The organism is Selenomonas sp. oral taxon 126 (assembly GCF_001683335.1).
Lineage (GTDB): Bacteria > Bacillota > Negativicutes > Selenomonadales > Selenomonadaceae > Centipeda.
Genome location: NZ_CP016201.1, coordinates 1775746 through 1802647, shown reverse-complemented (window position 1 = coordinate 1802647; position 26902 = coordinate 1775746). Strand labels below are relative to the sequence as shown.

The 26902-nt window shown below is 58.6% G+C and carries 25 protein-coding genes; 13 read left to right on the top strand and 12 right to left on the bottom strand.

What is annotated here, in order from left to right:
* The first annotated feature begins 27 nt into the window (after positions 1-27).
* The 10 genes from AXF19_RS08105 to AXF19_RS08060 all read left to right on the top strand — a co-directional run bounded on the left by AXF19_RS08105 (position 28) and on the right by AXF19_RS08060 (position 12642).
* Entirely contained in the window at positions 28-1398 is a 1371-nt protein-coding gene (locus tag AXF19_RS08105) for a cytochrome ubiquinol oxidase subunit I (protein WP_066847422.1), read from the top strand.
* Positions 1399-1400: 2 nt separating this feature from the next.
* Positions 1401-2417, top strand: a complete 1017-nt coding sequence (gene cydB, locus AXF19_RS08100) for a cytochrome d ubiquinol oxidase subunit II (RefSeq protein ID WP_066847418.1) — start codon at positions 1401-1403, stop codon at positions 2415-2417.
* A 5-nt stretch (positions 2418-2422) separates the two neighbouring features.
* On the top strand, positions 2423-4069 hold the full coding sequence (gene cydD, locus AXF19_RS08095; protein WP_066847415.1) for a thiol reductant ABC exporter subunit CydD: 1647 nt from the start codon (positions 2423-2425) through the stop codon (positions 4067-4069).
* Positions 4066-5679: a thiol reductant ABC exporter subunit CydC gene (cydC, locus tag AXF19_RS08090; protein WP_066847412.1), complete on the top strand. Its 1614-nt coding sequence runs from the start codon at positions 4066-4068 to the stop codon at positions 5677-5679. Before cydD ends, cydC begins: the two co-directional genes overlap by 4 nt.
* A complete protein-coding gene (locus tag AXF19_RS08085) occupies positions 5676-6392 on the top strand; it encodes a hypothetical protein (RefSeq protein ID WP_066847409.1) in 717 nt (238 codons plus the stop codon). The genes cydC and AXF19_RS08085 overlap by 4 nt, the downstream gene beginning before the upstream one ends.
* A 309-nt stretch (positions 6393-6701) precedes the next feature.
* Positions 6702-7355, top strand: a complete 654-nt coding sequence (locus tag AXF19_RS08080; protein WP_066847406.1) for a hypothetical protein — start codon at positions 6702-6704, stop codon at positions 7353-7355.
* A gap of 341 nt (positions 7356-7696) precedes the next feature.
* Complete coding sequence (locus tag AXF19_RS08075) at positions 7697-8722, top strand: FecCD family ABC transporter permease (protein ID WP_066847403.1); 1026 nt, start codon at positions 7697-7699, stop codon at positions 8720-8722.
* Positions 8723-8726: 4 nt separating this feature from the next.
* A complete protein-coding gene (locus tag AXF19_RS08070; RefSeq protein ID WP_066847402.1) occupies positions 8727-9536 on the top strand; it encodes an ABC transporter ATP-binding protein in 810 nt (269 codons plus the stop codon).
* A gap of 53 nt (positions 9537-9589) precedes the next feature.
* The gene (locus AXF19_RS08065; RefSeq protein WP_066847400.1) at positions 9590-10540 is read left to right on the top strand and encodes an ABC transporter substrate-binding protein; all 951 of its coding nucleotides are present in this window, start codon (positions 9590-9592) and stop codon (positions 10538-10540) included.
* A gap of 134 nt (positions 10541-10674) precedes the next feature.
* The gene (locus tag AXF19_RS08060; protein ID WP_066847398.1) at positions 10675-12642 is read left to right on the top strand and encodes a TonB-dependent receptor plug domain-containing protein; all 1968 of its coding nucleotides are present in this window, start codon (positions 10675-10677) and stop codon (positions 12640-12642) included.
* Between the two features lie 18 nt (positions 12643-12660).
* Here AXF19_RS08060 and AXF19_RS15735 read toward each other — a convergent pair whose 3' ends face one another.
* The 12 genes from AXF19_RS15735 to AXF19_RS08005 form a co-directional block, all read right to left on the bottom strand.
* A complete protein-coding gene (locus tag AXF19_RS15735; RefSeq protein WP_257759438.1) occupies positions 12661-12792 on the bottom strand; it encodes a hypothetical protein in 132 nt (43 codons plus the stop codon).
* A gap of 89 nt (positions 12793-12881) precedes the next feature.
* A complete protein-coding gene (locus AXF19_RS08055; RefSeq protein ID WP_066847396.1) occupies positions 12882-14336 on the bottom strand; it encodes an NADH-quinone oxidoreductase subunit N in 1455 nt (484 codons plus the stop codon).
* Positions 14336-15868 (bottom strand): complex I subunit 4 family protein, encoded by a 1533-nt coding sequence (locus AXF19_RS08050; protein ID WP_066847394.1) that lies wholly within the window; start codon positions 15866-15868, stop codon positions 14336-14338. Before AXF19_RS08050 ends, AXF19_RS08055 begins: the two co-directional genes overlap by 1 nt.
* A complete protein-coding gene (gene nuoL / locus AXF19_RS08045) occupies positions 15865-17766 on the bottom strand; it encodes an NADH-quinone oxidoreductase subunit L (protein ID WP_066847391.1) in 1902 nt (633 codons plus the stop codon). Before nuoL ends, AXF19_RS08050 begins: the two co-directional genes overlap by 4 nt.
* A gap of 14 nt (positions 17767-17780) precedes the next feature.
* Positions 17781-18086 carry an NADH-quinone oxidoreductase subunit NuoK gene (nuoK, locus tag AXF19_RS08040; RefSeq protein WP_066847389.1) on the bottom strand — a complete coding sequence of 102 codons (306 nt, stop codon included), beginning with the start codon at positions 18084-18086 and terminating at the stop codon, positions 17781-17783.
* Positions 18083-18577, bottom strand: coding sequence for an NADH-quinone oxidoreductase subunit J family protein (locus AXF19_RS08035; RefSeq protein WP_066847377.1), 495 nt, complete (start codon positions 18575-18577; stop codon positions 18083-18085). Before AXF19_RS08035 ends, nuoK begins: the two co-directional genes overlap by 4 nt.
* The gene (locus tag AXF19_RS08030; RefSeq protein ID WP_066847361.1) at positions 18574-19197 is read right to left on the bottom strand and encodes a 4Fe-4S dicluster domain-containing protein; all 624 of its coding nucleotides are present in this window, start codon (positions 19195-19197) and stop codon (positions 18574-18576) included. The genes AXF19_RS08035 and AXF19_RS08030 overlap by 4 nt, the downstream gene beginning before the upstream one ends.
* A 13-nt stretch (positions 19198-19210) precedes the next feature.
* Entirely contained in the window at positions 19211-20254 is a 1044-nt protein-coding gene (nuoH, locus tag AXF19_RS08025; RefSeq protein ID WP_066847357.1) for an NADH-quinone oxidoreductase subunit NuoH, read from the bottom strand.
* A 15-nt stretch (positions 20255-20269) separates the two neighbouring features.
* The gene (locus AXF19_RS08020) at positions 20270-21370 is read right to left on the bottom strand and encodes an NADH-quinone oxidoreductase subunit D (protein ID WP_066847355.1); all 1101 of its coding nucleotides are present in this window, start codon (positions 21368-21370) and stop codon (positions 20270-20272) included.
* Complete coding sequence (locus AXF19_RS08015) at positions 21370-21858, bottom strand: NADH-quinone oxidoreductase subunit C (protein ID WP_066847352.1); 489 nt, start codon at positions 21856-21858, stop codon at positions 21370-21372. Before AXF19_RS08015 ends, AXF19_RS08020 begins: the two co-directional genes overlap by 1 nt.
* A complete protein-coding gene (locus AXF19_RS08010; RefSeq protein ID WP_066847349.1) occupies positions 21855-22394 on the bottom strand; it encodes an NADH-quinone oxidoreductase subunit B in 540 nt (179 codons plus the stop codon). The genes AXF19_RS08015 and AXF19_RS08010 overlap by 4 nt, the downstream gene beginning before the upstream one ends.
* On the bottom strand, positions 22385-22738 hold the full coding sequence (locus AXF19_RS08005) for an NADH-quinone oxidoreductase subunit A (protein WP_066847346.1): 354 nt from the start codon (positions 22736-22738) through the stop codon (positions 22385-22387). The genes AXF19_RS08010 and AXF19_RS08005 overlap by 10 nt, the downstream gene beginning before the upstream one ends.
* A gap of 348 nt (positions 22739-23086) precedes the next feature.
* Here AXF19_RS08005 and AXF19_RS08000 point away from each other — a divergent pair, with 348 nt between their 5' ends.
* The 3 genes from AXF19_RS08000 to AXF19_RS13865 all read left to right on the top strand — a co-directional run.
* Entirely contained in the window at positions 23087-25033 is a 1947-nt protein-coding gene (locus AXF19_RS08000) for a peptidase U32 family protein (RefSeq protein ID WP_066847343.1), read from the top strand.
* A gap of 21 nt (positions 25034-25054) precedes the next feature.
* Complete coding sequence (locus AXF19_RS07995) at positions 25055-26368, top strand: aspartate aminotransferase family protein (RefSeq protein WP_066847340.1); 1314 nt, start codon at positions 25055-25057, stop codon at positions 26366-26368.
* 7 nt (positions 26369-26375) lie between these two features.
* The coding region (locus AXF19_RS13865) for a phosphoribosyltransferase family protein (protein WP_084784875.1) at positions 26376-26902 on the top strand (527 nt) is incomplete at its 3' end.

Here is a 26902-nt window from a genome sequence, read left to right as displayed (position 1 = left end):
GTATTTTATTTTAGGAGGGGTTTGGAAATGGAAGAAGTGCTGCTGTCACGATGGCAGTTTGCAATCACCACCATCTATCACTTTCTCTTCGTCCCCGTCACCCTCGGCATGGCGATCTTTGTCGCCCTGCTCGAGACGTGCTACGTGCGGACGAAGAAGCCGGAATGGAAGAAGACCTGCCGAAAGCTGCTGAATTTCTTTGGCACGCTCTTTCTCATCAACTTTGCGATGGGTGTCGTCACCGGTCTGGTGCAGGAGTTCCAGTTCGGCATGAACTGGTCGGAGTACGCGCGCTTCATGGGCGATATCTTCGGCGCGCCGCTCGCGCTCGAGGCGCTGACTGCGTTCTTCCTCGAGTCGACGTTCCTCGGCATCTGGATGTTCGGCTGGGACAAGCTATCCGAGAAGGCACATCTCGCGTGTATCTGGCTCGTCGCGCTCGGCAGCAATCTGTCGGCGTTCTGGATTCTCGTCGCGAACTCCTTCATGCAACACCCCGTCGGCTATACCATTGCCAACGGGCGCGCGGAAATGGCGAGCTTCTTTGAACTCGTGACGAATCACTACATCCTCGGCGAGCAGTCGCACACGCTCTTTGCCGGCATCACGACGGCGGGCTTTCTCGTCATGGCGGTCTCGGCTTGGAAGCTGCTCCACGACACGGAATCACGCTATGCCTTTACGCAGGCGATCAAGGCGGGTGCAATCTACACCATTGTCGGTGTCGTCGGCGTCATCGCAAGCGGACATCTGCACACGCAGTATCTCGCACAGGCAAGCCCGATGAAGCTCGCCGCGATGGAGGCACTCTGGGAGACGGAGGATCCTGCGCCGTTCGCCGTCGTTGCCTATCCAAACATGGAGAAGGGGCACAACGACTTCGAGATCACGATCCCCTATATGTTCACGATCATGGTACATGACGGCATCCAGGGCGAGGTGCGCGGCATCAACGATCTCCAGAAGGAGGCCGTCGAGAAATTCGGTCCCGGCGACTACCGCCCGCATGTAACCATGCTGTTCTATGCGTTCCGCGCGATGGTCGGCTCCGGCTTCTTCATGGTGCTCGTCTCGCTCGTGGTGTTCTACCTCGCGAAAAAAGACAAGCTGTTCTCGGCCAAAAAATTGCTCTACGCGCTCCCGTGGCTCGTCATCGTTCCCTTTATCGCAAACTCCTGCGGCTGGATTGTCGCGGAGATGGGGCGTCAGCCGTGGCTCGTCGTTGGGCTGCAAAAGACGGTGGACGGTGTCTCGCCGAACCTCACTTCTGCTGAGATCATGATTTCCATGATCGGGTTCACGGTGCTCTATTTGCTGCTCCTGATTACGGCGCTCTACCTCGCCTTCCGCTTCATCCGCCGCACGCAGATCACACCTGCCATCGAAGGAGGGAAGTAAGAATGGACTACAATATTCTCTGGTTCGTGCTCATCGTCGTCCTCTTCACGGGATTCTTCTTCCTTGAGGGATTTGACTACGGTGTCGGCACGCTGCTCACACTCCTCTCGGACAAAGAAAGTGACCGTTCGCAGGTCATCCGTACGATCGGACCCGTCTGGGACGGCAATGAGGTCTGGATGATTACGGCGGGCGGCGCAACCTTCGCGGCATTCCCGCATGTCTATGCCACGATGTTCAGCACGTTCTATCTCGCGCTCTTCCTCATGCTCGTCGCGCTCATCCTGCGCGGTGTCGCATTCGAGTTCCGCCATCAGCGTCCCGACGATGCGTGGCAGCGCCGCTGGTCGTATGCGATTGCGTTCGGCAGCATCGTCCCCGCATTTCTCTGGGGCGTTGCCGTCACAAATCTGATCGCGGGTCTTCCCATCGGCTCCAATATGGTTTATCAGGGCAATTTCTTCGATCTCCTGACCCCATACACGGTGGTCGGCGGCGTAACCTTCCTCACGGTCTTTGCCTTCCACGGCGCGGCGTTCCTGCGCCTGCGTCTCACGGATCGCTATCTCCTCGACCGTGCCCGCGTGCTCGGTCTGAAATTCGGTGTGGCAGCAGCACTCCTCTACGTGCTCTGCATGATCCTCACATATGTTGAGACGGATCTCTACAGCAGCTCCGTCGCTGCCGGTGCTCTCGTCATTTCGGCGGCGGCATTCGTTGCAGCACTTGGCGCAATGTATAAGGGGGCACAGCTGCCCGCATTCATGCTCGGCAGTCTTGCCATCGTCGGGACGACGGTCGGCTTCTTCGCAGGACTCTTCCCGCGTCTCATGGTCTCAAGCCTGAATCCCGGATACAGCCTCACGATCTACAATGCGTCCTCGACGGAGTACACCCTCTCCATCATGACGATCGCGGCGGCCATTCTTGTGCCCGTCGTCCTCGCCTATCAGATCTGGACGTACTACATCTTCCGCAAGCGCATTTCACCGAGTGACACCGGTCATCAAGCATATTAGTCACAATGAAAAAAAAGAAGTCCATTTTACTCTCTGTACTGCATGCACAACGGAATAGCCTCCTCATGCGTGCGGCGATCGAACTCCTCCACGGGGGGCTCGTCGTCACAGCGGCATGGGAGACTGCCGTCATTGTGAATACGGTGTTCATGGAGCACGGCGGACTGACGGGAACAGCATCAGATCTTCTGATGCTGTTTTTGTGCGTCCTCTCAATGGCTCTGCTGTGCCTTCCAAAAGAACGCATCGAAGCGCAGCTCTCGCATCGTGTACGTCTTTCCGCACGCACAGCACTGCACGAGGCAATGCTCCTGCATGGACGCAGCTCTGCGGGAGCACTGACGCTCACGCTGGAGCGCGTCGATGCACTCGACCCGTTCTTCCATACGGTCGTCCCCACGATGATCGCAGGCGTTGTTCTCATCCCCATAATCCTCGTTGTAACGGCATTTGCAGACCCGCTTTCGGCACTGCTCTTTCTCGTGACACTGCCGATTGCACCGTTCCTGCTCTTCCTCATCGGAAAGGCAACGCGCCGTGCGAGCGAACGTCAGTGGGACAAGATGCAGGCACTCACAAACGGCTTTGGCGAACTCGTACGCGCGGCGATGACGCTCAAGATCTTTCGCCGCATCGACGCCGAGGGCGCACATCTCGCGCACATGAGCCACAGCTTCGCCGAGGCATCGCTCTCCGTCCTGCGGCTCGCCTTTGTCTCCGCATTCGCACTGGAGCTGATTACCACACTCTCGATTGCGCTCATCGCCGTCTCCATCGGCCTGCGGCTTCTGGACGGCATGATGACGTTCCAGACGGCGTTCTTCGTGCTCATTCTCGCGCCGCTCTTCTATCAACCGCTGCGTGAGGGCGGCATCGCATTCCATGCGGCGATGGATGCCAAGACGGCAGAGACGGCACTCCTGCCCTATGTTGACCTCCCCTCCCCCACGGACGGCGCACGGAGTCAGATTCTCTCGCCGCCCGCCGTGCATACGGAAAATATCTCCTATCGCTATCCGCTGACCGAGGAAGAAGTGATCACGGACTTGCATCTCTTCTTTCCCGCAGGAAAGTCTACAGTGCTCGCAGGAGCAAGCGGCATTGGCAAGTCGACGCTACTCCTCCTGCTTGCGGGTCAGATTGCACCGTCAGAGGGCAAAATCGTCCTTTCGGACGGCGCAGGTGAGGGAAATTCATTCGACCTTGCGCAGCTCTCCGAGAAAACGCGCACGCATCTCATCACATATGTTCCGCAGGAGCCGCATATCTTTACGGCCACCCTCGCGGAGAACGTCAGTCTCTGGCTGGAAGATGCCACGGACGAAGCCGTCACTGCGGCACTTGAGGCTGCTGCTCTCGACGACTTTCTGCACGCACTGCCCGAGGGGCTTCGGACACCGCTCGGAGCGGGTGGACATCCGCTCTCTGCAGGGGAGCGTCACCGTCTCGGGCTTGCGCGTGCCTTTTTCCAGAACCGTCCGATTGTATTGCTTGATGAGATTACAGCAGGACTTGACGGGGATACCGAAGCCCTTGTCATTGACGCTCTCACGCGCTTCGCGCATCATCGCACGTTGATTCTGACATCGCACCGCCCCGCCCTCATCGCATGGGCGGATCGAGTCATCACATTGGGAGGTGGAGACGTATGACGGCAGCACTCTTTCGCCTGCTTGCAGTTGCGGCTCCAAGCAAGGCACTGCCTGCACTGCTTGCGGGGGTACTTGCGGCGGGTGCGGGCATCGCCCTCATCGGTACGGCTGCGTGGATCATCGCAAGCGCGGCACTGCAGCCTCCTCTCTCTGCGCTTGCGCTTGCAATTACGATGGTGCGCGCCTGCGGAATCGGTCGCGCCGTCTTCCGCTACCTCGACCGTCTGCTCTCTCATCGCCTTGCATTTGCCTGCTATGAGGATTTCCAGCAGGCAACCTACCGCCGCTCTGCTGCGGTGATTCCTCTGCGGGAAGGCAACGTTCGCGAGGGGGAGTTTCTGCACGATCTCCTGACGGGCTGCGAAACTCTGCGTGACTTCTACCTGCGCACCGTTCCGCAGCCGCTCATTGCCGGCATCCTCACCGCAGCAATCTGTGCTGCGCTGCTCCCGCTCAGTTCATTTGGCGTACTGCTCATTGTCCTTCTCTATCTCCTCCATCTCACCCTGCCCCATCTGCTCCACCGCAGCTATCTACGCATGGAGAGTACCGTCTATCGCAGTGTCCTGCTCGACCGTCTCGACGGACGTACGGAGCTCGCGGCAGCGGGTACACTCACACGAACGCAGGGACAGCTTGACCGCGCAGCAGAGGATTTTCAGCAAAAACAGAATGAAAAACGCACGAAACGCGAGCGGCTGTTCACGCTCCTCGATGTCCTGCGTGTCACGGTCTGGATTTTCCTGATTGTTCTGCTTACGCCGTGCGTCGCGGACGGGACATTGACGGGTGTGCAGTACGCCGTCTGGGTACTCGTCCTCGAAGCCGTGCTCAGCGAGTACCGCCCTCTGCCCGCCGCAAGCCTCGGCGCAGTCGAATCGGTGCGGGCGGCGGAGACAATCCTGCCCGTACGGCAAGCCGCTCCCGCAGAAAATGTGTCTGCGACTCCCCCACCCATTGAAACGTCTCCCCCTCTGATTGCGGCGAAGAACATAGCATTTGGCTACCATCCCTCCGTTCCCATCGTGCGCGAACTCTCCTTTACGATTCGACGCGGGGAGCACACAGCAATCATCGGTGAGAGCGGCGCAGGCAAGACCACGCTCGCAAGCCTCCTCCTGCGCCTCTGGGAGCCCGACAGTGGTACAATCTCATATGGAGGAGTACCGCATACCGCCCTTTCTGCCGACGCATCACGCGCCCTCTTTGGAGCTTCCCTGCAGGGGAGCTATCTCTTCAGCACATCGACGCGCGACAATTTTCTGCGTCTGCATGAGGATATGGATGAGCAGCGGATGTGGCGGGCACTGGAGACGGCGCAGCTTGCCGATGTGGTACGGGCACTTCCTGCGGGGCTGGACGAACCTCTGGGAGCGAATGCCGCACGGCTCTCGGGCGGACAGCGCAGCCGCCTTCTCACGGCGCTTGCCCTTGCCTCCGATGCCCCGCTGCTCCTCCTCGATGAACCCACAGCAGGACTGGATGCAGAGCGTGGTGCACGCCTGATCGAGGGCGTACTCGCGGCACTCGATGCACGCGGCGGTACGCTCATCGTCATCACGCACGACCTTCCCCTTTTAGACCGTATGAAACAGGTGATAGAACTATGACACAGGAACGCTTTCACGAACTCATCCACGTTGTTTTGGACCGCCTCGGAGCGGCAGCCCCGCCGCACGAACTCTTTGCAGGCGGTGTGGCGGACTGGCACGCACGCGCACGCCTTGCCCATTTCCTCGCACAGATGCAGGAGTATCGTACAGAGGCACTGGAACTCTTTCAGAGCGTCACGGATGCAGAGCCGAACGAAGAGCTTGCACAGGACGTGGAGGAAAAGGTCTATGCCATGCAGGGGCTGAGTGCGCTCGAAGCTGCGGAAAAGGAGACGCAGGAAGCGGCACTCGAGCATATCAATCTTGCCATCGAGTGCGCCGAGTCCACGGATTTCCTCTACAAGTACATCCTGCGCGGCGAGCTCTGGGCAGATCGCTGGAACCTCATGCACAAGCTGCGCATGACCGAGGAAGCGGAGGCGGAGGCAGATGAGCGCATTGCCGCCTTTGACGGCCTTGCGGAGGCAGTGCCGCACAACTCGTATCTCTACTACGGCTATCGCTTCAAGGCACATCTTGCCGCCGAGCGTGGCGTCGTTCTCATTGCAAAGGACTATATGCACATGGCAATTCACGCGATGGAGATCCCGCCTGCGTATGAGCAGGGGCTTGCGGATGCCTTTGCTGCAACACATGAAAATGCCCCGTGGATTCTGCGCGAGATCGACCGCGCAACACCGAATCCCGAACAGCTGCACTGGGATATATAAAGGAACCACTGATAAATTCAACACCATCATCTTGACGCATCTTTTTTGCCCGCTTTTCGCCCTCGATCCTCCACAGAGCACCACTCTGCGTCCGGTTTGCTTCCTCAATCGGACGAAAAAATCTACGCCAATCTGACGGACTTCATTTTATCAGTGGATCCATAATTTTTTCAAATTTTTTCGTAAAACCTGTCATTTATGACAGTACACTTTTTTTCTGACTGTGATAGAATATAGGAAGAGCTTTTTGGAGGAAAAGAGGATACCCCCCTCAGTTTCCGTGTATTTCAGCTATAAGGAGGAAGTGTTATGCAAATCCGTTCACTCAGTAAGGTTCTGCTCGCCCTCTGCTTTGCTCTCTTTACGAGCGTCGCCCTCATGGGCTGCGGCGGGAACGATCCGAGCGTCGATGTCCAAGCCCTCGCAGAGGGAATCGGCCACGGCGATGCCGCCGCAATGAAGGATTTCAAACTGACGGGCGATGGCGCAAAGCCCATCAACGAGATCTTTATTCAAGAGTTGGGGAAGAGTCTCGAAGCCAGCAAGGAAGGAAGCGAAGCTGCCCAGAAGGTCATGGGTGACAAGCTCAAGGAGCTGAAGATCAAGACCGAGGACGTGTCCAAGAGCGACAACTCGGCGAAGGTCAAAGTCACGACCGACTACATCGAGTTCACATCTGTGATGACGAGCTCTATGCAGATGCTCGAAAAAGAAATGGAAAAGGCGATGGATTCGGATGATACGTCAGCTCTTTCCAAGCTCGGTGACGTGTATCTGAAGATCTTCTCCGACCAACTGAAGGCTGCAAAAGTCGCAGGACAGCAGTCGTTTGAGGTCGAGGTCAAGAAGGACAAGAATACCGGCAAATGGGTGCCCGCCGATGTCGGCAAGTTCCAGGAAGACCTCGCGCGCTACATGTTCTTCAAGGGCGGCGACGACTCCATTATGGATGAGATGAAATAACGAACATTCCGGTACACAAACCTGCTGACGAAAGTCAAACGATAACATCACAGGGGCAGTTGCACGAAGCTAAAAAACTTCGTACAACTGCCCCTGTCTTTATGATTAGATGAATCGTTACAAACGCCCCTTCCCCGCTGCGGCGGGGCAGGCTTTGATATTCGGCATAAATTTTGAGTTGACAAGACAAACACAATAATGTATTCTACGAACTAGCACATGAGGGAATGATTATAATTTTCGCTGCTGTTGATTGTAGAAAAAGGGGGCGATCCCCCTTTTTCTTTTATATCTTTATTGATAATAATTTTATATTTCATATTCTTATAAATGGAGATTCTATGGAAGCATCGAAAAAAAATTTCTCCACAGACATTCATCCGCGTACACTGCGGCGGCGGCTGGCACTTGGCGTCGGCTTCCTCGCGCTCATCGGTGCACTGCTTGCGAGTGCCTCATTGGGCGCGGTCGAGATCGCCCCGCATGATATTCTTCCGACACTTCTCGGAAACGGAACGCCAGAAGACTACCGCATCCTGTATCATATTCGGCTACCGCGCATCGTCACGGGGGCTCTCACAGGCATCAATCTCGCACTCGCGGGCTGTATCCTGCAGGGCATTCTGAAAAATCCGCTCGCCGATCCGGGCATCATCGGTGTCTCCGCAGGCGCTGGACTTGCCGCCATGTGCATCATGATCCTACTGCCTGCCGAGACGAAGTTCGTCCCACTCGGCGCCTTCATTGGAGCGATGATTGCCGTAGCGCTCGTCTTTGCCCTCTCATGGGAAAACGGCGTGCATCCAATGCGCATGGTACTCGCAGGTGTTGCCATCGCCGCATTCTTCGGCGGAGCGATGACTGCCCTGATGGTGTTCTACTCCGATCGCGTGCAGGGTACGGTGAACTGGATGGCAGGAGGTTTTGCAGGGCGGAGCTGGAGTCATGCGGAGATGGTTCTCCCCTACACACTCATCGGTATTGCCGGAGCGCTACTCGGCAGTCGCTGGCTGAACGCCCTGCAGCTCGGCGAGGAGACGGCACGGAGCCTCGGCGTCAATGTCGCACGCGCCCGCCTTATCCTCCTCGTGCTTGCCGCGTTGCTCGCCGCATCCGCTGTCAGTGCTGCAGGCATGCTCGGCTTTGTTGGACTCGTCGTTCCGCATATCGTGCGCCTCTTGACCGGCTCTGACTTTGACTGGCTCCTGCCGGCGTCAGCACTCTGGGGGGCAGCGCTTGTCGCCGGTGCGGATGCTGCGGCACGCGTCGCTTTTGCACCGGTCGAAGTTCCGGTCGGCGTATTCATGTCCTTTCTAGGCGCGCCGTTCTTCCTCTACCTGCTCAAAAAGAGCATGCGAAGGGAGTGACGTTATGGAAGAACTGCTGCGGGCACACGCTCTTTCGCTCAGCTACGGGAGCACGGAGATCATACATGCGGTCGATGTCTCCATACACCGCGCGGAGATCGCTGCAATCATCGGCCCCAACGGCTCAGGCAAGTCGACACTTCTAAAGGCGCTTGCCCGCCTCCTCAAGCCGCACAGCGGGACAATTGAGTTCCTGGGAACAGATATATGGAGAAAAAGCGAACGGGATATTGCACAGAAGATCGCCTTCCTGCCCCAGAGTGCAGAACCGCCCGGCGATATTACAGTACTCGACCTCGTTCGCATGGGACGCCTGCCGCATCGAAAATTCTGGGACATGTTCTCCAAAGAGGACGAGGAAATATGTCGTGAGGCATTGGCACGAACAGGCATGGAGCCCCTCGCCATGCGCCCAATCCGCGCGCTCTCCGGCGGCGAACGTCAGCGTGCGCGTCTTGCGATGGCACTTGCACAGCAGCCGGAGGCGCTCCTCCTCGACGAGCCAACTACGTATCTCGACATCCGCCATCAGCTTGCGCTCATGGAGCTTGTGGAAAATCTCCACGAAACACTCGGTCTCACCGTCATTATGGTTCTGCACGACCTCAACCAAGCCGTGCGCTATGGTGAACGTCTCATTGCCGTTCATGCGGGCAAGATCATCGCGGACGGATCCCCAAACGACGTCTTCACGCGCGAACTTGTGCGTGATCTCTACGGTGTCGAGAGCCGCGTCAGCGATGTTGAGATCGCTGGGCGGCACACGAAACTCTGCCTCCCGGAGCGCGTTGCCCGGAGAGCACACGAACATTGAGCGCCGAAATCTCAGAGAATTACTTTAGAAAGTTATCACTTTCGGAGGTGTTTATGCGAAAAATCGGTATCATTGCAGCATTTCTCTGCCTCGCGGCAGCTGCCATCTTTCTCCTTTGGCCTTCGGCACAGGCACCGCCGGAGCCAAAGGAACGCACGGTGACGGACAGCACGGGACGCACGGTCACACTTCCGTCACATCCGCAGCGCGTTGTCATCCTCAACCCGTCGAACCTCGACCTCTACGTCGCAGCGGGCGGCGCCGACAACATCGTTGGAAAGCCGACGTCGCAGACGCTCTCGGAGACGGTCAAGGAAAAGACGGCAGCCGCAGAGGAGGTCGGCATCATACACCAGCCCGACATTGAGAAGATCCTCGCGCTGCAGCCCGATCTCGTCATCGGCACGAACGTCCCCTTCCATACGGGGCTTGTGGAGACACTCGGCAATGCCGGCGTACCGCTCTACATACAGGCGCTCGACGACGTCCCTTCCCTGCTCTCCACACTTGATTTCTATGGAAAACTCACAGGACATGAAGAGGACGCGCGTACACAGGCAGCAGTGATTCAGGAGAAACTCGATGCTGTAAAGACGCGCGCGGAGGGTCGCACACCGCCAAAGAATCTCCTCGTCTTTGGTTCGCCCGACAGCTTTAACATGGGCACATCGAAATGCTTTACCGGCGGTCTGATCGACATGCTCGGCGGCGGCAATATTGCCGACCGGGCAGAGGGGGACGGCGGTTATCTGCCGCTCTCCATGGAGTTCGTCGCGCGCGAGAATCCCGCCGTGATCTTCATCATCGTGCACGGTCCCGCAGAGACGCTCGAACCCAAGATGCGCCGCGACCTGCAGGAGAGCGAGGCATGGGCAGATGTCGACGCTGTAAAGAACGGGCGTGTCTATGTACTCCCGTACGAACTCTTCGCCGTGAATCCCGGCGTCCGCGCCGCGGATGCACTCCAGACGATCGCGGATATCATGTATCCAACGCCGCAGTGAAGGGAGTGATTGACAAAGGAAAAAGACGTGCTTTCAGGAGAGCAAAACGAGGCGGCAGCGGCGATGTGCAAAAATTTCGCACGTGAAGTTTTTGCACACGCCATGTTTGATATATAGTGATAGGAGATAGAACAATGTCACACAAGCACACACGGAAGAGCATTCTTCTGACCGCAGCCGTACTGAGTACAGTAACCGTGCCCGCCTGCGCAGCCGCTCGCGATGGTGGAACATCTGTCGTTACAGATAAAGTCATTGTCACAGCGTCCCGCACAGAGCAGGAGGTCAAGGAGACCCCGAGCGCCGTCGAGGTCATCACACGCGCAGACATTGACAAAATGGGTGCAGAGAGCCTCGCACAGGCACTGAAGCTCGCGCTCGGCATCGACATACAGGAAAACGCAATGGTCGGCAATCGCTCCGCCCTCCGCGGCATGAACACGAACCAGACGCTCATCCTCATCGACGGGCGCCGTGTCCGTACGGAGAACACGAGTGAGACGATGAACTACTATGAGCTGCAGCGCGTCAACATGGACGACGTGGAACGGATCGAGATCGTGCGCGGCGCGGTCAGCTCCCTCTATGGCTCAGAAGCGCTCGGCGGCGTCATCAACGTCATTCGGAAGCGCCCCGCCGAGGCGCAGACCTCTGTTACGCTCGACTGGACAACGCGCCAGAACGATCAAGGCCTCCGCCTCGACTCCGGCAAGGTGGGCAAATGGGCATTCAGCACAAGCTTCAAGCACATAGGCGTGCGGGAGCGCGGCACGGACAGCATCAGCAATATGTACGGTAAGAAGTATTTCTTCAACATCGACGGCCGTATGGAGATAACAAAGGACAAACATCTCGATGTCTTCTTTGATTATCTGAAGGAAGACCTCGATATGAAGGACTCTGCCACGCAGAAAACAACCTACGACCATGACCGCATCACGACGGGCGCAAAGTATTCGGGACGCGACAACCGCGGCGACTATGAGATGCAGGTATACTATACCTATTTCGACAAAAACCAGCGGACAAGAAAACGTGCCGACAGCGCACTCAGCAGCTTTGACGATATGACGTACAATTCGCTGATCTTTGACGGCAGGCGTTCCATACAGCTCGCTCCAAACCACCTGATGACCGTCGGCGGCGAATACCGCAAGGAGGACTATGAAAGTACACGCATCAAAGGCTCCATGACAACAACGCTTGAGGGTGTGACCAATCAGCTCGGCGACAGCTCGATGGATTTTGCCGCACTTTATGTGCAGGATGAGTGGCTCGCCAGCCCGCGCTGGACGATCATCCCGTCTGTGCGCTGGGATCACAGCGACGTATTCGGCAGCGAGGTGACGGGAAAGCTCGGCACAACCTACAAAATAAACAAGGGGCTACGCTTCAAAGCGAACGTCGGCAGTGCCTACCGTGCCCCAACCGCGAGCGAACTCTACTTTGACTGGCGGCATACACCGGCTCGAAAAATAAATGTCCATATTGTTGGAAATCCCGATTTGAAGCCCGAAAAGGCGCTGAACTTCGACCTTGGAATCGAGGGCGAGCGTGGCAAGACCTTCGGTAAGCTCACGTACTTCCACAACAAGGTGGAAGACTTGATCAACGTCAACGTAGTCAATACCGTCATCCCCGGTCCCCCGCCGCCTGCTATCCTCTCAACCGGTACCTATCAGAACATCGACAGCGCCACGATTCAGGGCGTCGAGCTTGAGGCAAAGCAGGATCTCGGCAGTGGTTTCGCCCTGCGTGGACTCTATACCTACCTCGACGCGCAGGACGATAAGACCAACACGCGCCTGACGGGACGCGCCCGCCACAAGGCAAGCCTCCAGCTCAGCTACGATGACCAGCGGCACGGTTGGAACGCGACGCTCTGGCAGGACTGGACCGCCGGCTATCGCTATGCGGAGCAGGTCGGCAGGCGCACCGTTTATAAGGACGCGGCTCTCGCACTCACGAACTTCGTTGTCACCAAGAAGTTCAACGAGCAGTTCAGCGCCTACCTCGGCGTCGACAACATCTTCGACAAGGAGAGCGACGCACTTGCCTACGACGGCCGCATCTGGCGCGGCGGCGTACGCATGACCTTCTAAACAGACACAGTAAAGCAATTAAAAATGGGGCTGCTGCACATTCTTTTCGTGCAGCAGCCCCGTTTCAATTGCTTTAGGAAGCACTGATAAATTCAGCACTGCCATCTTGGCGCATCCTTTTCGCCCTGCCTGTGTCAACAAATCCTCCACATAGCGGGCGGCTATGCGTCCGGTTTGTTTCCTTGGCAGGACAAAAATTCTCCACCAACCTGACAGACTGCATTTTATCAGCGATTCCTTTATCTCATAAACGTATAGACCGCAATGTTGCTGAAGATCGAGAGAGGCTCTGCCCAGACGCCGATGATGAGCGAGAAGGCGACGGCGACGACGCCCATCGCACTCGCGGGAAGCGGCAACCGCAGATGCTCCTCTGCGACCTTCTCCCCCTCCTCGACATCGCGGAACATCTCCTTGATGACGAGCAGGTAGTAGTAGACGGACATCATCGACATGACGAAGCCGACACCCGCGAGCCAGAGATAGCCCGCATCAATCGCTGCCGAGAAGATGTAGATCTTCCCGACGAAGCCCGCCGTCGGGGGGATGCCCGCCATCGTGAGGAGTGCGACCATCAGGATGCCCGCCGGCAGCAGGGAGTCCTTCGCAAGTCCGCGCACACTCCTAAAGTCCGCGCCGCCGCGTTTCGTCTCAAGGTAGGATACTGTGACAAACGCGCCGACATTTGCAAAGACGTAGACCATCGTATAGAAGAGCACCGCCTTGATGCCCGCCGCGTTCGTCGCGACCATCGCGGTCATCATGTAGCCTGCCTGTGCAATCGACGAGTAGGCAAGCATGCGCTTGATATTCGTCTGGCGGAACGCCATGAGGTTGCCGCCGACCATCGAGACCGCCGCGAAAATCGCGAGCAGATGCGCCCAGTACGCCGAGAGTGCGGGAAATGCGACGAAGAGGACGCGCAGCAGGATCGCAATGCCCGCCGCCTTCGAGCACATGGCAAGAAGTGCCGTCACTGGTGCGGGTGCGCCTTCATATACATCCGGCGCCCAGAGATGGAACGGGATGATCGAGAGTTTGAAGAAGAAACCGGCAAGGATAAAGACCACGCCGATCAGCCCGAGTGAAAAGACCAGCCCAAGCCCCTGTGCAATCTCCTGAAACACCATCGTCCCCGTCATGCCGTAGACGAGACTCATGCCGTAGAGCAGCACCGCTGTCGAGCCGGAGCCAAAGACGAGGTACTTGATGCCCGCCTCCGCCGAAAATGGTGAATCCGTACGGATGGCGACGAGCGCGTAGAACGAAATCGTCATGAGTTCCAGCCCGACGAACGCCGTCATCAGGTCGTTCGCCGAGGCGAGGACGCACATGCCGAGCAGCGCCGAGAGCAGGAGCAGATAGAACTCGCCCTTGTGGCGAAGCGTCTGCTCCACGTAGTCCGCCGCAAAGATGACAGTCGAGAGAATCCCGATGATGAAGAGGATCTTGAAGAATACGGAGTAGCCGTCCACGATGTAAAGACCTGCATAGAATGCGGTCGCACCGCCATCGGGCGGGTACATGCCCACGGCAAGCGCGAGCACACCGAGAAGCCCTGCAACGGTCAGCCAGACCACGGGGCAGCGCGGCGCGTCCTTTTTGAGGACGAGATCGGTAACGAGCACCACCGCCATCAGTGCGGCGATTCCGATCTCCACGGAGATCGCGGTAAAATTCATCGCTTGCAGCATCAGTGCCCACCTCCTAAGATTGTCGGCGCATCCTGAATCAGTTCAAAGAGCGGCGCGAGCGGGGCAACCCCCGTATCCACGACATTCATGAGCAGTCCAGGGAACACACCGAATCCAACGAGGAACACACCGAGCACGACAAGCGGCACGATGTCGATCCTGCGCTCATCGGGGAATTTCGCAAAGCGTTCCACACGCGGCCCGAAGAGCACGCGTGCGAGCATGCGCAGGACATAGAATGCCGTGAAGATGATGCCCGAGACGGCAATCACGGCAATCACGGGATAGACCTCGATGATGCCGACGAAGATCGTGAACTCCGGGATAAAGCCGATCAGCCCCGGCAGCCCGAGCGAGCAGAGCCCCGCGAGCATAAAGCCGACCGTGATGTGCGGCATATGATGTGCCAGTCCCCAGAGGTCGCCGACGCTGCGCAGCTCCGTCTTCTCATAGACATAGCCGACCTGCGAGAAGAAGAGCGCGAGCATAATGCCGTGCGCCACCATGTAGGCAACCGCACCGCTCACACTCACGACGTTCAGCGCCGCAAAGCCGAGCAGGACGTAGCCCATGTGGGAAACCGATGAATACGCAATCATATACTTGATGTCGCGCTGCGCGAGTGCAATGTAGGACGCATAGATGACGTTGATCATCGCAAGCACGGCGATCACGGGTGCCCAGAACTTTGCACCGAGCGGCAGGATAAAGAAGCCGATACGGATGAGCGCGTAGCCCCCGATCTTTTTCAGCACGCCCGCGTTGATCATCGAGATTGCCGTCGGGGCGCCTGCATAGCCATCGGGTGACCAGATGTGAAACGGGAACATTGAGAGATGCGAGCCGAAGCCGACGAGCAGGAGGAAGAATGCCGTGATCTGCACCTCCCACGAGATATGTCCCATGAGTGCGGCAGCAGCAAGTGCCTCGAAATCGAACGTGCGCATCCCCGACTCGTACGCGCTCACATACAGGAGGAGCACACCGAGCAGCATGAATGCCGAGCCGACAAGGAGGAAGATCGTCATCTTCATCGCCGCGTGCTCTTTGCTCACGCGCTCCGACGAGCCCCAGATGAGCACCATCAGGTACGCTGGAATGACGACCATCTCACAGAGTACGAGGAAGAAGAAGAGGTCACGCACGAGGAATGCCCCCGACACGCCCGCAATGACGATGAGGAGGAGCACAAAATACTCCTTCACACGCTTCTCTATATTCCACGAGCTGTAGATTGCGGCAAGTCCCACGACACTCGATAGGAGCAGCATGGGCAGCGAGATTCCGTCAACGCCCAGAGAGTAAGCGACGCCGAGATCCGTGATCCACGGGATATACTCCGTGTACTGCATCCCGCCGCGCGCCATATCATAGTCCGCGTAGACAAAGAGCGTGAGGATGGTCGCGACCATCATCGCGAGCGCCGAGAGCTGACGAATGGTGTCGTGCAGCCGCCCCGGCAGCAGTGCAATGATGAGCGCCGCCACAAGCGGGGTCAGGAGGATAACCGAGAGAATCGGAAACGTCATCATCGGAAAGCACCTCCCCAGTAGGCGATGATCTGAACCGCCCAGTAGAGGGCATAGCACAGAAGAATCAGAACGCCCGTATAGAACACGACAACGTACCGCTGTGCCTGTCCGTTCGCGGACTCCGTGAGCAGGTCGCTCGTCGCGAGCGCATACGCACCGAGGCCGATCATGATGTTGTCGAAGATCTTCTCATCGACCCATCGGAGCACAAGCGCTGTGCCGTAGACGAGCCGCTCGCGGAAATAGCCGTACAGCTCGTCAATGTAGAACTTGTTGTAAATGACGCGATAGAGGAAGCCGAAGCTCCGCGCGCGCATTGCCGCGCGCAGGCTGTGCCGTCCGTAGATCTGGTACGCCGTCGCAAACGCGATGAGCGCGAGCACGGTACTCGTCCCCGCGACCGTCCAGTCAATCGGCGCATGATGCGGTACGCCCGCATTGATCCAGACGGCAAAGTCACCGAAGTAGCCCCACATGCCGCTCACAATCGTGAGCAGTGCGAGCATGATCATCGGCCAGCGCATGAACGCGTCGACCTCGTGCGCCTCATATTTGCTGCGGCTCTCGCCGAGGAATGCGACGATGAGGAGGCGCGCCATGTAGAACGCCGTGAGGAAGGACGTGACGGTTGCCATCACGTAGAGCGGGGTGCTCGCGTGCATGACCGCCGCGAGGATCTCGTCCTTTGAGAAGAAGCCCGAGAACGGCGGGATGCCCGAGATGGCGAGGACGCCGATGAGCATTGCGGCAAAGGTGAGCGGCATCTTTTTCCACAGGCCGCCCATCTTCGTGATGTCCGTCTCATCGTGGAGCGCGTGCATGACGGCACCGGCACAGAGGAAGAGCATCGCCTTGAAGAAGGCATGCGTCATGAGGTGGAACATCGACGCGGAGAACGCCCCGACACCGACGGCGAGCATCATGTAGCCGAGCTGACTGATGGTCGAGTACGCGAGCACGGATTTGAACTTTCGCTGCGTCACGGCGATGATTGCTGCAAAGAGCGCGGTGAATGCGCCGAGCCCCGCGATAAAATCCATCACGAACGGCGACTCACTGAAGATGAAGAACGCACGCGCGACGAGGAATACGCCCGCCGCGACCATCGTCGCCGCATGGATGAGCGCGGAGGTCGGCGTGGGGCCTTCCATCGCGTCGAGCAGCCAGACGTGCAGCGGGAACTGACCCGACTTTCCGATCGGCCCCATAAAGAGCAGGAGTCCGATCACCGTCAGGAAGCCAGTCCCCGCGACGAGGACGTACGGCGGCACGAGCATGCGCAGCTCGATGAAGTCCATCGTGCCGAAGGTCATCTGCACGAGCAGGATGCCGACGAGCATACCGAAGTCGCCGATGCGCGTCGTGATGAACGCCTTTTTCGCCGCCTCGCGCGCGGATACCTTGTGATAGTAGAAACCGATGAGGAGGTAGGAGCAGAGTCCGACGCCCTCCCAGAAGACATAGAGCTGGAGGAAGTTGACCGAGACGACGAGTCCGAGCATCGCTGCCGAGAACAGCGAGATGAACGCGAAGAAGCGCCCCATCCCCTCGTCGTGCTCCATATAGCTCACGGAGTAGATATAGACCAGCAGCGAAACCAGCGTCACAATGACGAGCATCATCGCCGTCAGCGGATCGATGAGCACGCCCATCGTCAGCTTCACATCGCCGATCTGTGCCCAGAGCGTCTTCATCACATACGGATCGTTCATCGTGATCTGATAGTTCACGGTGGCAAGCGCGACAAAGACGGAGAACGCAAATGCGAGCGACATCATCGTAATCGCAATTGCTGCGGAGAGATTCTTTTCCTGCCGCGTGAACGGTCCGATGATGAGAAATGCCAGTGCGGGGAAGAGCGGGATCAGATAGGCATGCGTGAGTGCAAATGTAAACATATCTCTCCCCTCCCCTAGTCTCTGAGCGTATCCAGTTCATCGACATTCGTCGTGAAGCGGATCTGATACAGGCGGAATGCGAGGGCAAGCCCGACGGCGATCTCGGACGCGGCGACCGCAATCGAGAAGAGTGCCATGAGCTGTCCCTCCATATTGTGTGCATAGAAGCGGTCGAATGCGACGAGGTTGATGTTCACCGCATTGAGCATCAGCTCCACGCACATGAGAATCGGGATGATGCCGCGCCGCGTGAGCAGACCGTAAAGTCCGATACAGAAGAGCACGGCGGCGACAAAGAGCAAATCTGGCAGTCCAATCATGCCGTATCCCCTCCCCTCGCAAGGACAAGTGCCCCGACCATCGCGACGAGCAGCAGCACCGCCACGATCTCAAACGGCAGGACGTACGTGCCGAGCATCAGCCGCGCAATCTCCTGCGCCCCTGTCGGAGTCGCAAGAGCCCCATCCGGCAGCGGTGAGAGCACGATGCCAAGTCCCATGAGGAAGAAGAACCCGCCCGCGAGCAGCCCCGTCACCACGCGGCGAAAGAGCTTCTGCGAGGGGTTCGACTGCGCCATCGAGTCGCGCCGCGTCAGCATGATTGCCATGATGATGAGGACGGCGACCGCCCCGCTGTAGACCATCAGCTGCACCGCGCCGAGGAACTCCGCACCGATATAGAAGTAGATCGCGGCCACACCGATAAAGGAGAGCACAAGGAAGAGCGCGCTGTGCACGACGTTCGGGGACAGCACGACACCGAGTGCGCCGATGATCGTCACTGCCGCTAGAAAATAGAATACGATACTCATGCCGTCCCTCCTTCCTTCGATTCTGCCTTGGCAGGTGCTTTCGCTGCCGCAGGTTTTTCTGCGGGCTTCGCAGCAGCTTTCTCAGCCGTCTCCGGATTCTCCGCCGCCGCCTTCTCCGCCTCGGCTTTTGCCTTCGCGGCGGCCTCCGCCTTTGCCTTGGCAGCGGCTTCCTTCTTCGCCTTTTCCTCCGCCGCCTCGACTTCGACCTGCGCGAGGAATTCCTCCAGATCCGCGCGATCCTTGTCCGTCATCGCATCGTGGGTCATGGTCTCCTTGCTCCATGTGGAGATCGCGTAGTCCTTGTCCCAGACGAGCGTATTCACGGGGCAGACCTCCACGCAGAGATTGCAGTAGAGACAGCGTCCGGACTTGTGCACATAGGACTTCATGTGACGTTTTTTCTTTGCATCTTGCACGATCTCAAGATCGAGTGCCTTGTTCGGGCACGCGTTCGCACACATCGAGCAGCCGATGCAGACGCGCCAGTCCATCGCGAGGTTGCCCCCGCGGAAATTATCCGTCATCGGAAGTTTCTCCTCGGGGTAGCAGAAGGTCTCCTTCTTGCCCCAGAGATGCTTCCACGTGACGCTCATGCCTGTCAAGAGGCCTTTTCCAAACATCGCAGCCCCTCCTTTAGACAATACCGACGAGATACATCCCGATCCCCGTCAGGAAGACGTTGAGAATCGAGAGTGGCACGAGCACCTTCCAGCCGAAGGTGAGAATTTGATCCACGCGCGTGCGCGGGAACGTCCAGCGGAACCACATGATGAGCAGCACCATGAGCACCGCCTTCAGCCCGAACCAGACGAAGCCAGGCAGGAACGACGGGCCGCTGTAGCCGCCGAGGAAGAACGTCGTCGCGAGAATCGCCGCCGTCAGGAGGTTCGCGTACTCCGCGAGGAAGAACAGCGCCCAGCGCATCCCCGAGTACTCCGTGAACGGCCCCGCGATGATCTCCGACTCGCCCTCCACGAGGTCGAACGGCGTGCGGTTCGTCTCCGCGACCGCCGCGATCAGAAAGATGATGAACGCGAGCGGCTGCATGAAGATGAACCAGCTGCTGTTTGCCTGCATCTGCACGATGTCGTCCAGACGCAGCGAGCCGGTCAGCATGACAACGCCGAGCAGCGAGAAGAGCAGCGGCGCCTCGTAGCTGAGCATCTGCCCGACGATGCGCATGCCGCCGATGAACGAGTATTTATTGTTCGACGCATAGCCGCCCATGAGGAACGGCAGCACCGCCTGTCCCGAGACGGCGAACAGCAGGAAGACACCCACGTTCACGTCTGCGAGCACCGCGCCCGCATCGAACGGGAAGAACGCATAGACGAGCGCCGCAGGCACGAAGAGCAGCGCGGGCGAGAGCGCCCAGACCACCTTGTCCGCACCGGCGGGCATGATGTCCTCCTTGCTCATCAGTTTCAGCATATCCGCAATCGGCTGAAGCAGACCGAAGCGTCCGCCGACGCGGTTCGGACCAATGCGCACTTGAATGAACGCACAGATCTTGCGCTCCGCATAGGTAAAGACAATCGCCGCCATCGAGATGATCCCGAGCAGGATTGCGATGCCGACGAAGGTCATGACAAGGTCAACCACAAACGGGATCGGCACAACACTGTAAACAGCAGCGCGCAGCGTGAGCGCAATCGCTCCCAAGAAAGAAAGTTCCATTATTTTCCTCCTTTCTCAGCAGTCCACTTCGCCCATGATCGGGTCGATGGATGAATACGCGGCGACCGAGTCACCGATGAACATGCCGCGACACATCGCGTCGAGCCCCTGCATATTGACGAACGAGGGGCGGCGGATGTGGATGCGGTAGGGCTTCGTCGTGCCGTCGCTGACGATGTAGAAGCCGAGCTCGCCGCGCGTGCCCTCCGTGCGGCTGAACACCTCGCCCTTCGGGGGCTTGATGACCTTCGGCACCTTCTTCGCCATGTAGTCGCCCTCGGGCAGACCGTCGATCGCCTGACGGATAATCTTCGCACTCTCGGCGATTTCACTCAGCTTCACCATATAGCGATCCCAGTTGTCGCCGTTCTTGCCGACGGGGATGTCAAAGTCAAAATCATCGTAGACGCTGTAGCCGTCCACCTTGCGCAGGTCGAAGGCAAGCCCCGTTGCGCGCAGATTCGGCCCCGTCATATTGAAGGAAAGCGCCTGCTCCGTCGTCAGCGGGGACGTGCCCACAATGCGGCGGACGAAGATTTCGTTGCCCGTCAGCAGCTTGTTGTACTCCTCGAGGAATACAGGTACCTCGTCGAGAAATGCGCGGATCAGCACCTCCGCCTCGGGCGTGAGATCCTCCTTCACACCGCCGATGCGGATGTAGTGGAAGGTCTGACGCGCGCCGCAGACGAGGTTGAAGATGTCGAGGATCTTCTCGCGGTCGCGGAAGCAGTACAGCATGCCCGTCGACGCGCCGAGATCGTTTGCAAGCGTCCCGATGAAGATAAGGTGACTGTTGATGCGGTTCAGCTCCGCCATAATGACGCGGATATACTCCGCGCGCGGCGTCGTCTCGATGCCCGCGAGCTCCTCAACCGCAAGCGCATAGCCGAAGTTGTTGTTCATCGCAGAGATGTAGTCGAGGCGATCTGTATAGGGCAGCCCCTGCACATACGTCCGATCCTCGAGCAGCTTTTCGATGCCGCGATGCAGATAGCCCATGATCGGCGTCGCCTTTACAATGCGCTCGCCGTCCAGTTCCAGCTGCACCTGCAGCACACCGTGCGTCGAGGGGTGCTGCGGCCCCATGTTGAGCGTATAGGTCTCGCTTCTGACCATCAGTACCCCTCCTTCCGAATGCGCGGAATGTTCGGCGGGGGCGGCGGGACAAAGTCCTTGCGCAGCGGGTGCCCGACGAAATCATCGCGGTGGAACACGCGCCTGAGATCGGGATGTCCCGTGAACGTGATTCCCATGAGGTCATAGACCTCGCGCTCCTCGAACTCCACACCGGGGAATACTGCCGTTGCCGATGGAACAACAGGCGCATCGTGCGGCAGCGTCACCTTCACCGTCAGCCAGTGCATATGCACGGGTGAAAAGAGATGGTAGACCATCTCGAAACGATCCTTCCAGTCGACCGCCGTCACATTCTCCATACGCGTCAGCTGCAGATTGCTGTCGTCGCGCAGAAACGCCAAGAGTGCAAGCAGCTCGTCCGCACCGATATAGAGGACGGGACGCTCCGTCTCTGCATCATAGTCTGCATTCGGAAAGGCAAGCTTGATGCCGGCAAGTGCCTCCGCAGATAAATAATCATTTCTCATGCGTTCACCGCCTTCGCTGCCGCCTGCTCTGCCCGGTACGCGCGCTCTGCCGCCACGCGCTCGGGGTGGAGAATCTTCTCACGCAGCTTCAGCATCCCGTCGATCAGCGCCTCGGGGCGCGGCGGGCAGCCCGGAATGTAGACATCCACGGGCAGGATCTCATCCACGCCCGGCACGACCGCATAGGAGTCCGCAAAGGGGCCGCCCGCAATCGTGCACGCCCCCATTGCGATCACATATTTGGGCTCGGGCATCTCCTCGTAGAGGCGCACAATCGGATCTGCCATCTTCCACGTCAGCGTACCCGCGACGATGAGCAGATCCGCCTGACGCGGACAGGGGCGGAACACCTCGTAGCCGAAGCGCGCGAGGTCGAACCTCGCTGTTGCCGTACTCATCATTTCGATTGCACAGCAAGCAAGCCCCGAGGAGAGCGGCCAGATGGAGCTGGCATGTGCCCAGCGCAGGAGCTCATCGAGTTTTACCACGAAGACATTGTGCCGCAGACTTTCGGGAACGCGATCCGCTATCTCCATGAGAGATCCCCCTTTCGCCACGCATAGCCGAGTCCGAGTGCGAGAATCCCGACGAAGACGAACATCTCGAGCAGCGCGAACAGCCCGAGCATCTGGAACTCCACCGCCCACGGATAGAGGAACACCGTCTCGATGTCAAACACAATGAAGAGCAGCGCGTAGAGGAAATACCCCGCGCGGAACTGCACATACGGCGAGCCGATCGGGTCGACGCCGCACTCGTAGGGGATGTATTTCTGCGGCGACGGCTGCTTCGGCTGCAAGAGAAACGCAGGACCGAGCGCCATGACGGGGAACAGCAGCGCCACCACGAGAAAAATTCCCAGACTTCCAAACTCTCCCATACACAGACCTCCTTAATTGAAGCATTAAATAAATACATAGGAAAAATAAATAATCAGAAACAATAATTGTCAGGCAAAAAAATTATGCCGGAAGAAGCGACACTAGATAAAATTTATAATTACTGGAATAGACAATAAAATCTATATATAATATACTCGAAAAGCATTTCTTTTACAAGGCAAACGACGAAAAAACTTCCTTATATATTACTTGAAAAATATTATCGTTTCGCGTACCGCCGCATCATTTGAAAGAAACGACTTTTCCTGCTATAATCATAAACGATAGCGGAGGCGGCTTCCGTAACAGAAGCAACAATGCCTCCATCCAGAAGGAGTATTTTCAGCATGCTGTTACACCGTAAATCCGTCGAGCTGCTTGCCCCCGCCGGCACATGGGACGCCATGACCGCAGGCATTGCAGCAGGTGCGGATGCCGTCTATCTCGGCGGCAAACATTTCAATATGCGCCTGCATGAGGGCGATTTCAACTTTGATGACGAGCGCCTGAAGGAGGCAGTCGCCTATGCGCACGCACATGACGTGGAGCTCTATATCACGCTCAACAACCTCATCAGCAACGAGGAGCTGCCCGCGCTGCGCGACTACCTTGCCTATCTCGATGAGATTCGCCCCGACGCGATCCTCGTGCAGGATTTCGCCGTGCTCGAGCTCGTACACGAGATGGGCATCACCGTTCCCCTGCACACGTCCGTCATGATGAACACGCACAACGAGCACGCGATCGAAAAGCTCAAGGAGTACGGCATCACGCGCATTGTCGTCGGCAGGGAGATGACGCTCTCCGAGCTGGCGCTCTTCCGCGCGCGCACGGGCATTGAGGTCGAGTACTTCATGCACGGCGACATGTGCATCTCCGAGAGCGGACAGTGCATCCACTCGGGCGTGCTCTTCGGACAGAGCGGCAACCGCGGGCGCTGCATGAAGATCTGCCGCTGGCCGTTCTCCCTGATCGACGAAAATACGGGCGAGGTGCTCGACGCGGACAGCCCCGGCCCCTACAAGCTCGCGTTGAAGGATATGTGCATGTACCGCTCCATCCCCGCGCTCATACAGGCGGGGGTCTATTCGTTCAAAATCGAGGGGCGCATGCGCTCGCCCGAGTTCATCGGACGGCTCGTCTCCACCTACCGCAAGGCGATCGACACCTACATCGCCGACCCGAACGGCTACACAACGGATGAGGAGGGCTGGCGCACACTCTACGAGAACCGCGTGCGCGACTACACGACGACGTTCGCATTCGGTCAACCCACCGCTGTCGACATTGGCATGACGGGCGAGCGCGAGCCGCGCTTCTTCAGTCAGGCAGTCGAAGAGGCGGGCTTTGCCGACGAGGTGCTGCGCGCCGAGTGCCCCATCGAAAAGGAGAATGCCCCGAGCCGCCATCTGAGCGTGCGCGTCGGCACCGTGGAGGCAGCGCGCGCGGCAGTGGACGCAGGTGCGGACACGATCTACGTCGGCGGCGAGGCATTCCGCCCCCACCGCCCGTGGAAGCTCACGGACTACGCGGACATCGTGCGCTATGCGGCGGGGCGCACGCGTGTCGTCGTGAACACGCCGCGCACGACCATGCGGCGTGAGTGCGGCGAGCTCGAGCAGTTCTTCGCCGCGCTGAACGATCTCGGCGTGGACGGTCTGCTGGTCGGCAACCTCGGCACGCTGAAGCTCGCGCGCACACTCACGAAGCTGCCCGTGCAGGCGGATCATTCGTTCAACATCTTCAACCACCTCGCCGTCACCTTCCTCAAGGAGAACGGACTCACGATGGCGACCGCCTCCTACGAGCTGTCCTTTCAGCAGCTGCGCGAGATCGTCGAGAACGCCGTCCTCCCCATCGAGGCGGTCGTCCACGGCGCATACGAGTCGATGATCTGCGATTACAACTTCCCCGCGATGTCCCTGCCGAACTACAGCGACCTCGCCGCGCCGGAGCTACTCGACAGACTCTATGCATTCCGCGACGAGGCGGGCGGCGTGCACTCCATCCGCATCGACCAGTACGGGCGCAACCACATCTACTTTGCGAAGGATCTCGCGCTCTATCCCTACCTTGAGAAATTCAGCGGACTCGGTTCATACCGCATCGAGGCACAGGACTACACGGCGGAGCAGACGGCGGTGATTGTCCGCATCTACCGCGCCGCGCTTGACCGCCTTGCTGCAGGCAGTGACGGCTATCGGGCGGAGGACTTTGACCGCCTCACGGAGATTGCGCCGCGCCCCTTGGGGATCGGCACCTACCGTTTCCGCCAGAGCCGCAATTCCATTTGAACACCATAGAAAGCGTATTTCATGAACATCGACTCATCGAACGAGAACGGATACATCGGCGCAGCTGCCATCCTGGAAAAGAAGAAGAAATACATCATGCCCTGCCTCGGGCATTTCTACAGCGAGCCGCGCCAGATCGTGCGCGGTGAGATGCAGTACCTCTACGACAGCGAGGGCAGACGGTATCTCGACTGCTTTGCGGGCGTCTCCGTCATCAACTGCGGGCACTGCAACCCCGCGATCAACGCCGCCGTCACGGAGCAGCTGAACACGCTCCAGCACGTCTGCAACATCTACCTCACAGAGAACTTCGTCAACCTTGCCGAGCAGCTCGCGCGCATCACGCCGGGGCGGCTGCAAAAGTCGTTCTTCTGCTCCACGGGCACAGAGGCGAACGAGGGTGCAGCACTTCTCGCCCAGATTGCCACGGGCAGCAGCGAGTTCATCGCTCTGCGCGGCGGTCTCCACGGGCGCACGAAGCTCACGATGAGCCTCACGGGCATCTCCATGTGGCGCACCGACCCGAATCCCGTCGGCGGCATCCACTTTGTCAAAAATCCCTACTGCTACCGCTGCCCACACAAGCACAGCCCTGAGGAGTGCGGCATTGACTGCACCTACGAGCTCGAGGAGACGATCAAGAGTGCCACCTCGGGGCGACCTGCCGCATTCATTGCAGAGAGCATTCAGGGCAATGCGGGCATCATCGTCCCGCCCAAGAACTACTTCAAGCGCGTCAAGGAAATCCTCGACCACTACGGCGTACTCTTCATCGCGGACGAGGTGCAGACGGGCTTTGCGCGCACGGGCAAGATGTTCGCCATCGAGCATTTCGGCGTTGCGCCCGACATCATGACCGTCGCAAAGGCGCTCGGCAACGGCGCCCCCATCAGTGCCTTCATCGCGACCCCCGAGGTCGCGGATACCTATACGAAGCCCAGCGCCTCCACCCTCGGCGGCAACCCCGTCTCCACGACGGCGGGGCTCGAGGTCATCCGCTACATCGAGGAACACGACCTCATGGGCAACGCCGAGCGGCGTGGCAAGCAGCTGCGCGCGGGACTGCGCGAGATTCAGAAACGCCATCCCATCATCGGCGACATCCGAGGACTGGGGCTGATGGTCGGCGCGGAATTCGTCCACGCGGACAAGTCCCCCGCCGCCGCTGAACTGGACGCGGTGCTCGAGGAGCTCAAGAACAGGGGCTTTATCGTCGGCAAGAACGGCATTGGACGCAACGTCATGGCATTCCAGCCGCCGCTCATCATCACCGAGGACAACATCAGCGACGTGCTCAACGCGCTCGAACTCGTCCTCACAGAGAAAGGACTCTAGGTGCATCATGGCAAAACGATATTATGATCTCACGGTCGCGGGATGCGAGCGCAGACTCACGATCCTCAACCTCAACGAGAACCTTGCCATCGCGGGCTTCATCATGCTTGGCGACGTCGAACTGTGCGAGAGCTGCGCGCGCGAACTCGCGAAAAAGATTCCCGCCGACACAGAGATCATCATGACCGCCGAGACGAAGGGCATCCCCCTCGCGGCGGAGCTTGCGCGTCAGCTCGGAATGCCCTACTACATCACGGCGCGCAAATCCGTCAAGGCATACATGGAAGATCCCATCTGGGTCGAGGACGAGTCAATCACGACGATGGGCAAGCAGCGCCTCTACCTCATGAACACGGACATCGAGCGGATTGCGGGGCGCAAGGTGCTGCTCCTCGATGATGTCATCAGCACGGGCGGCTCGATGACGGCACTCTCCCATCTCGCCGAAAAGGCAGGCGCTCACGTGATTGGACAGGCGGCTGTGCTCGCCGAGGGCGATGCGGCAAAGCGCACGGACATCATCTTCCTCGAAGC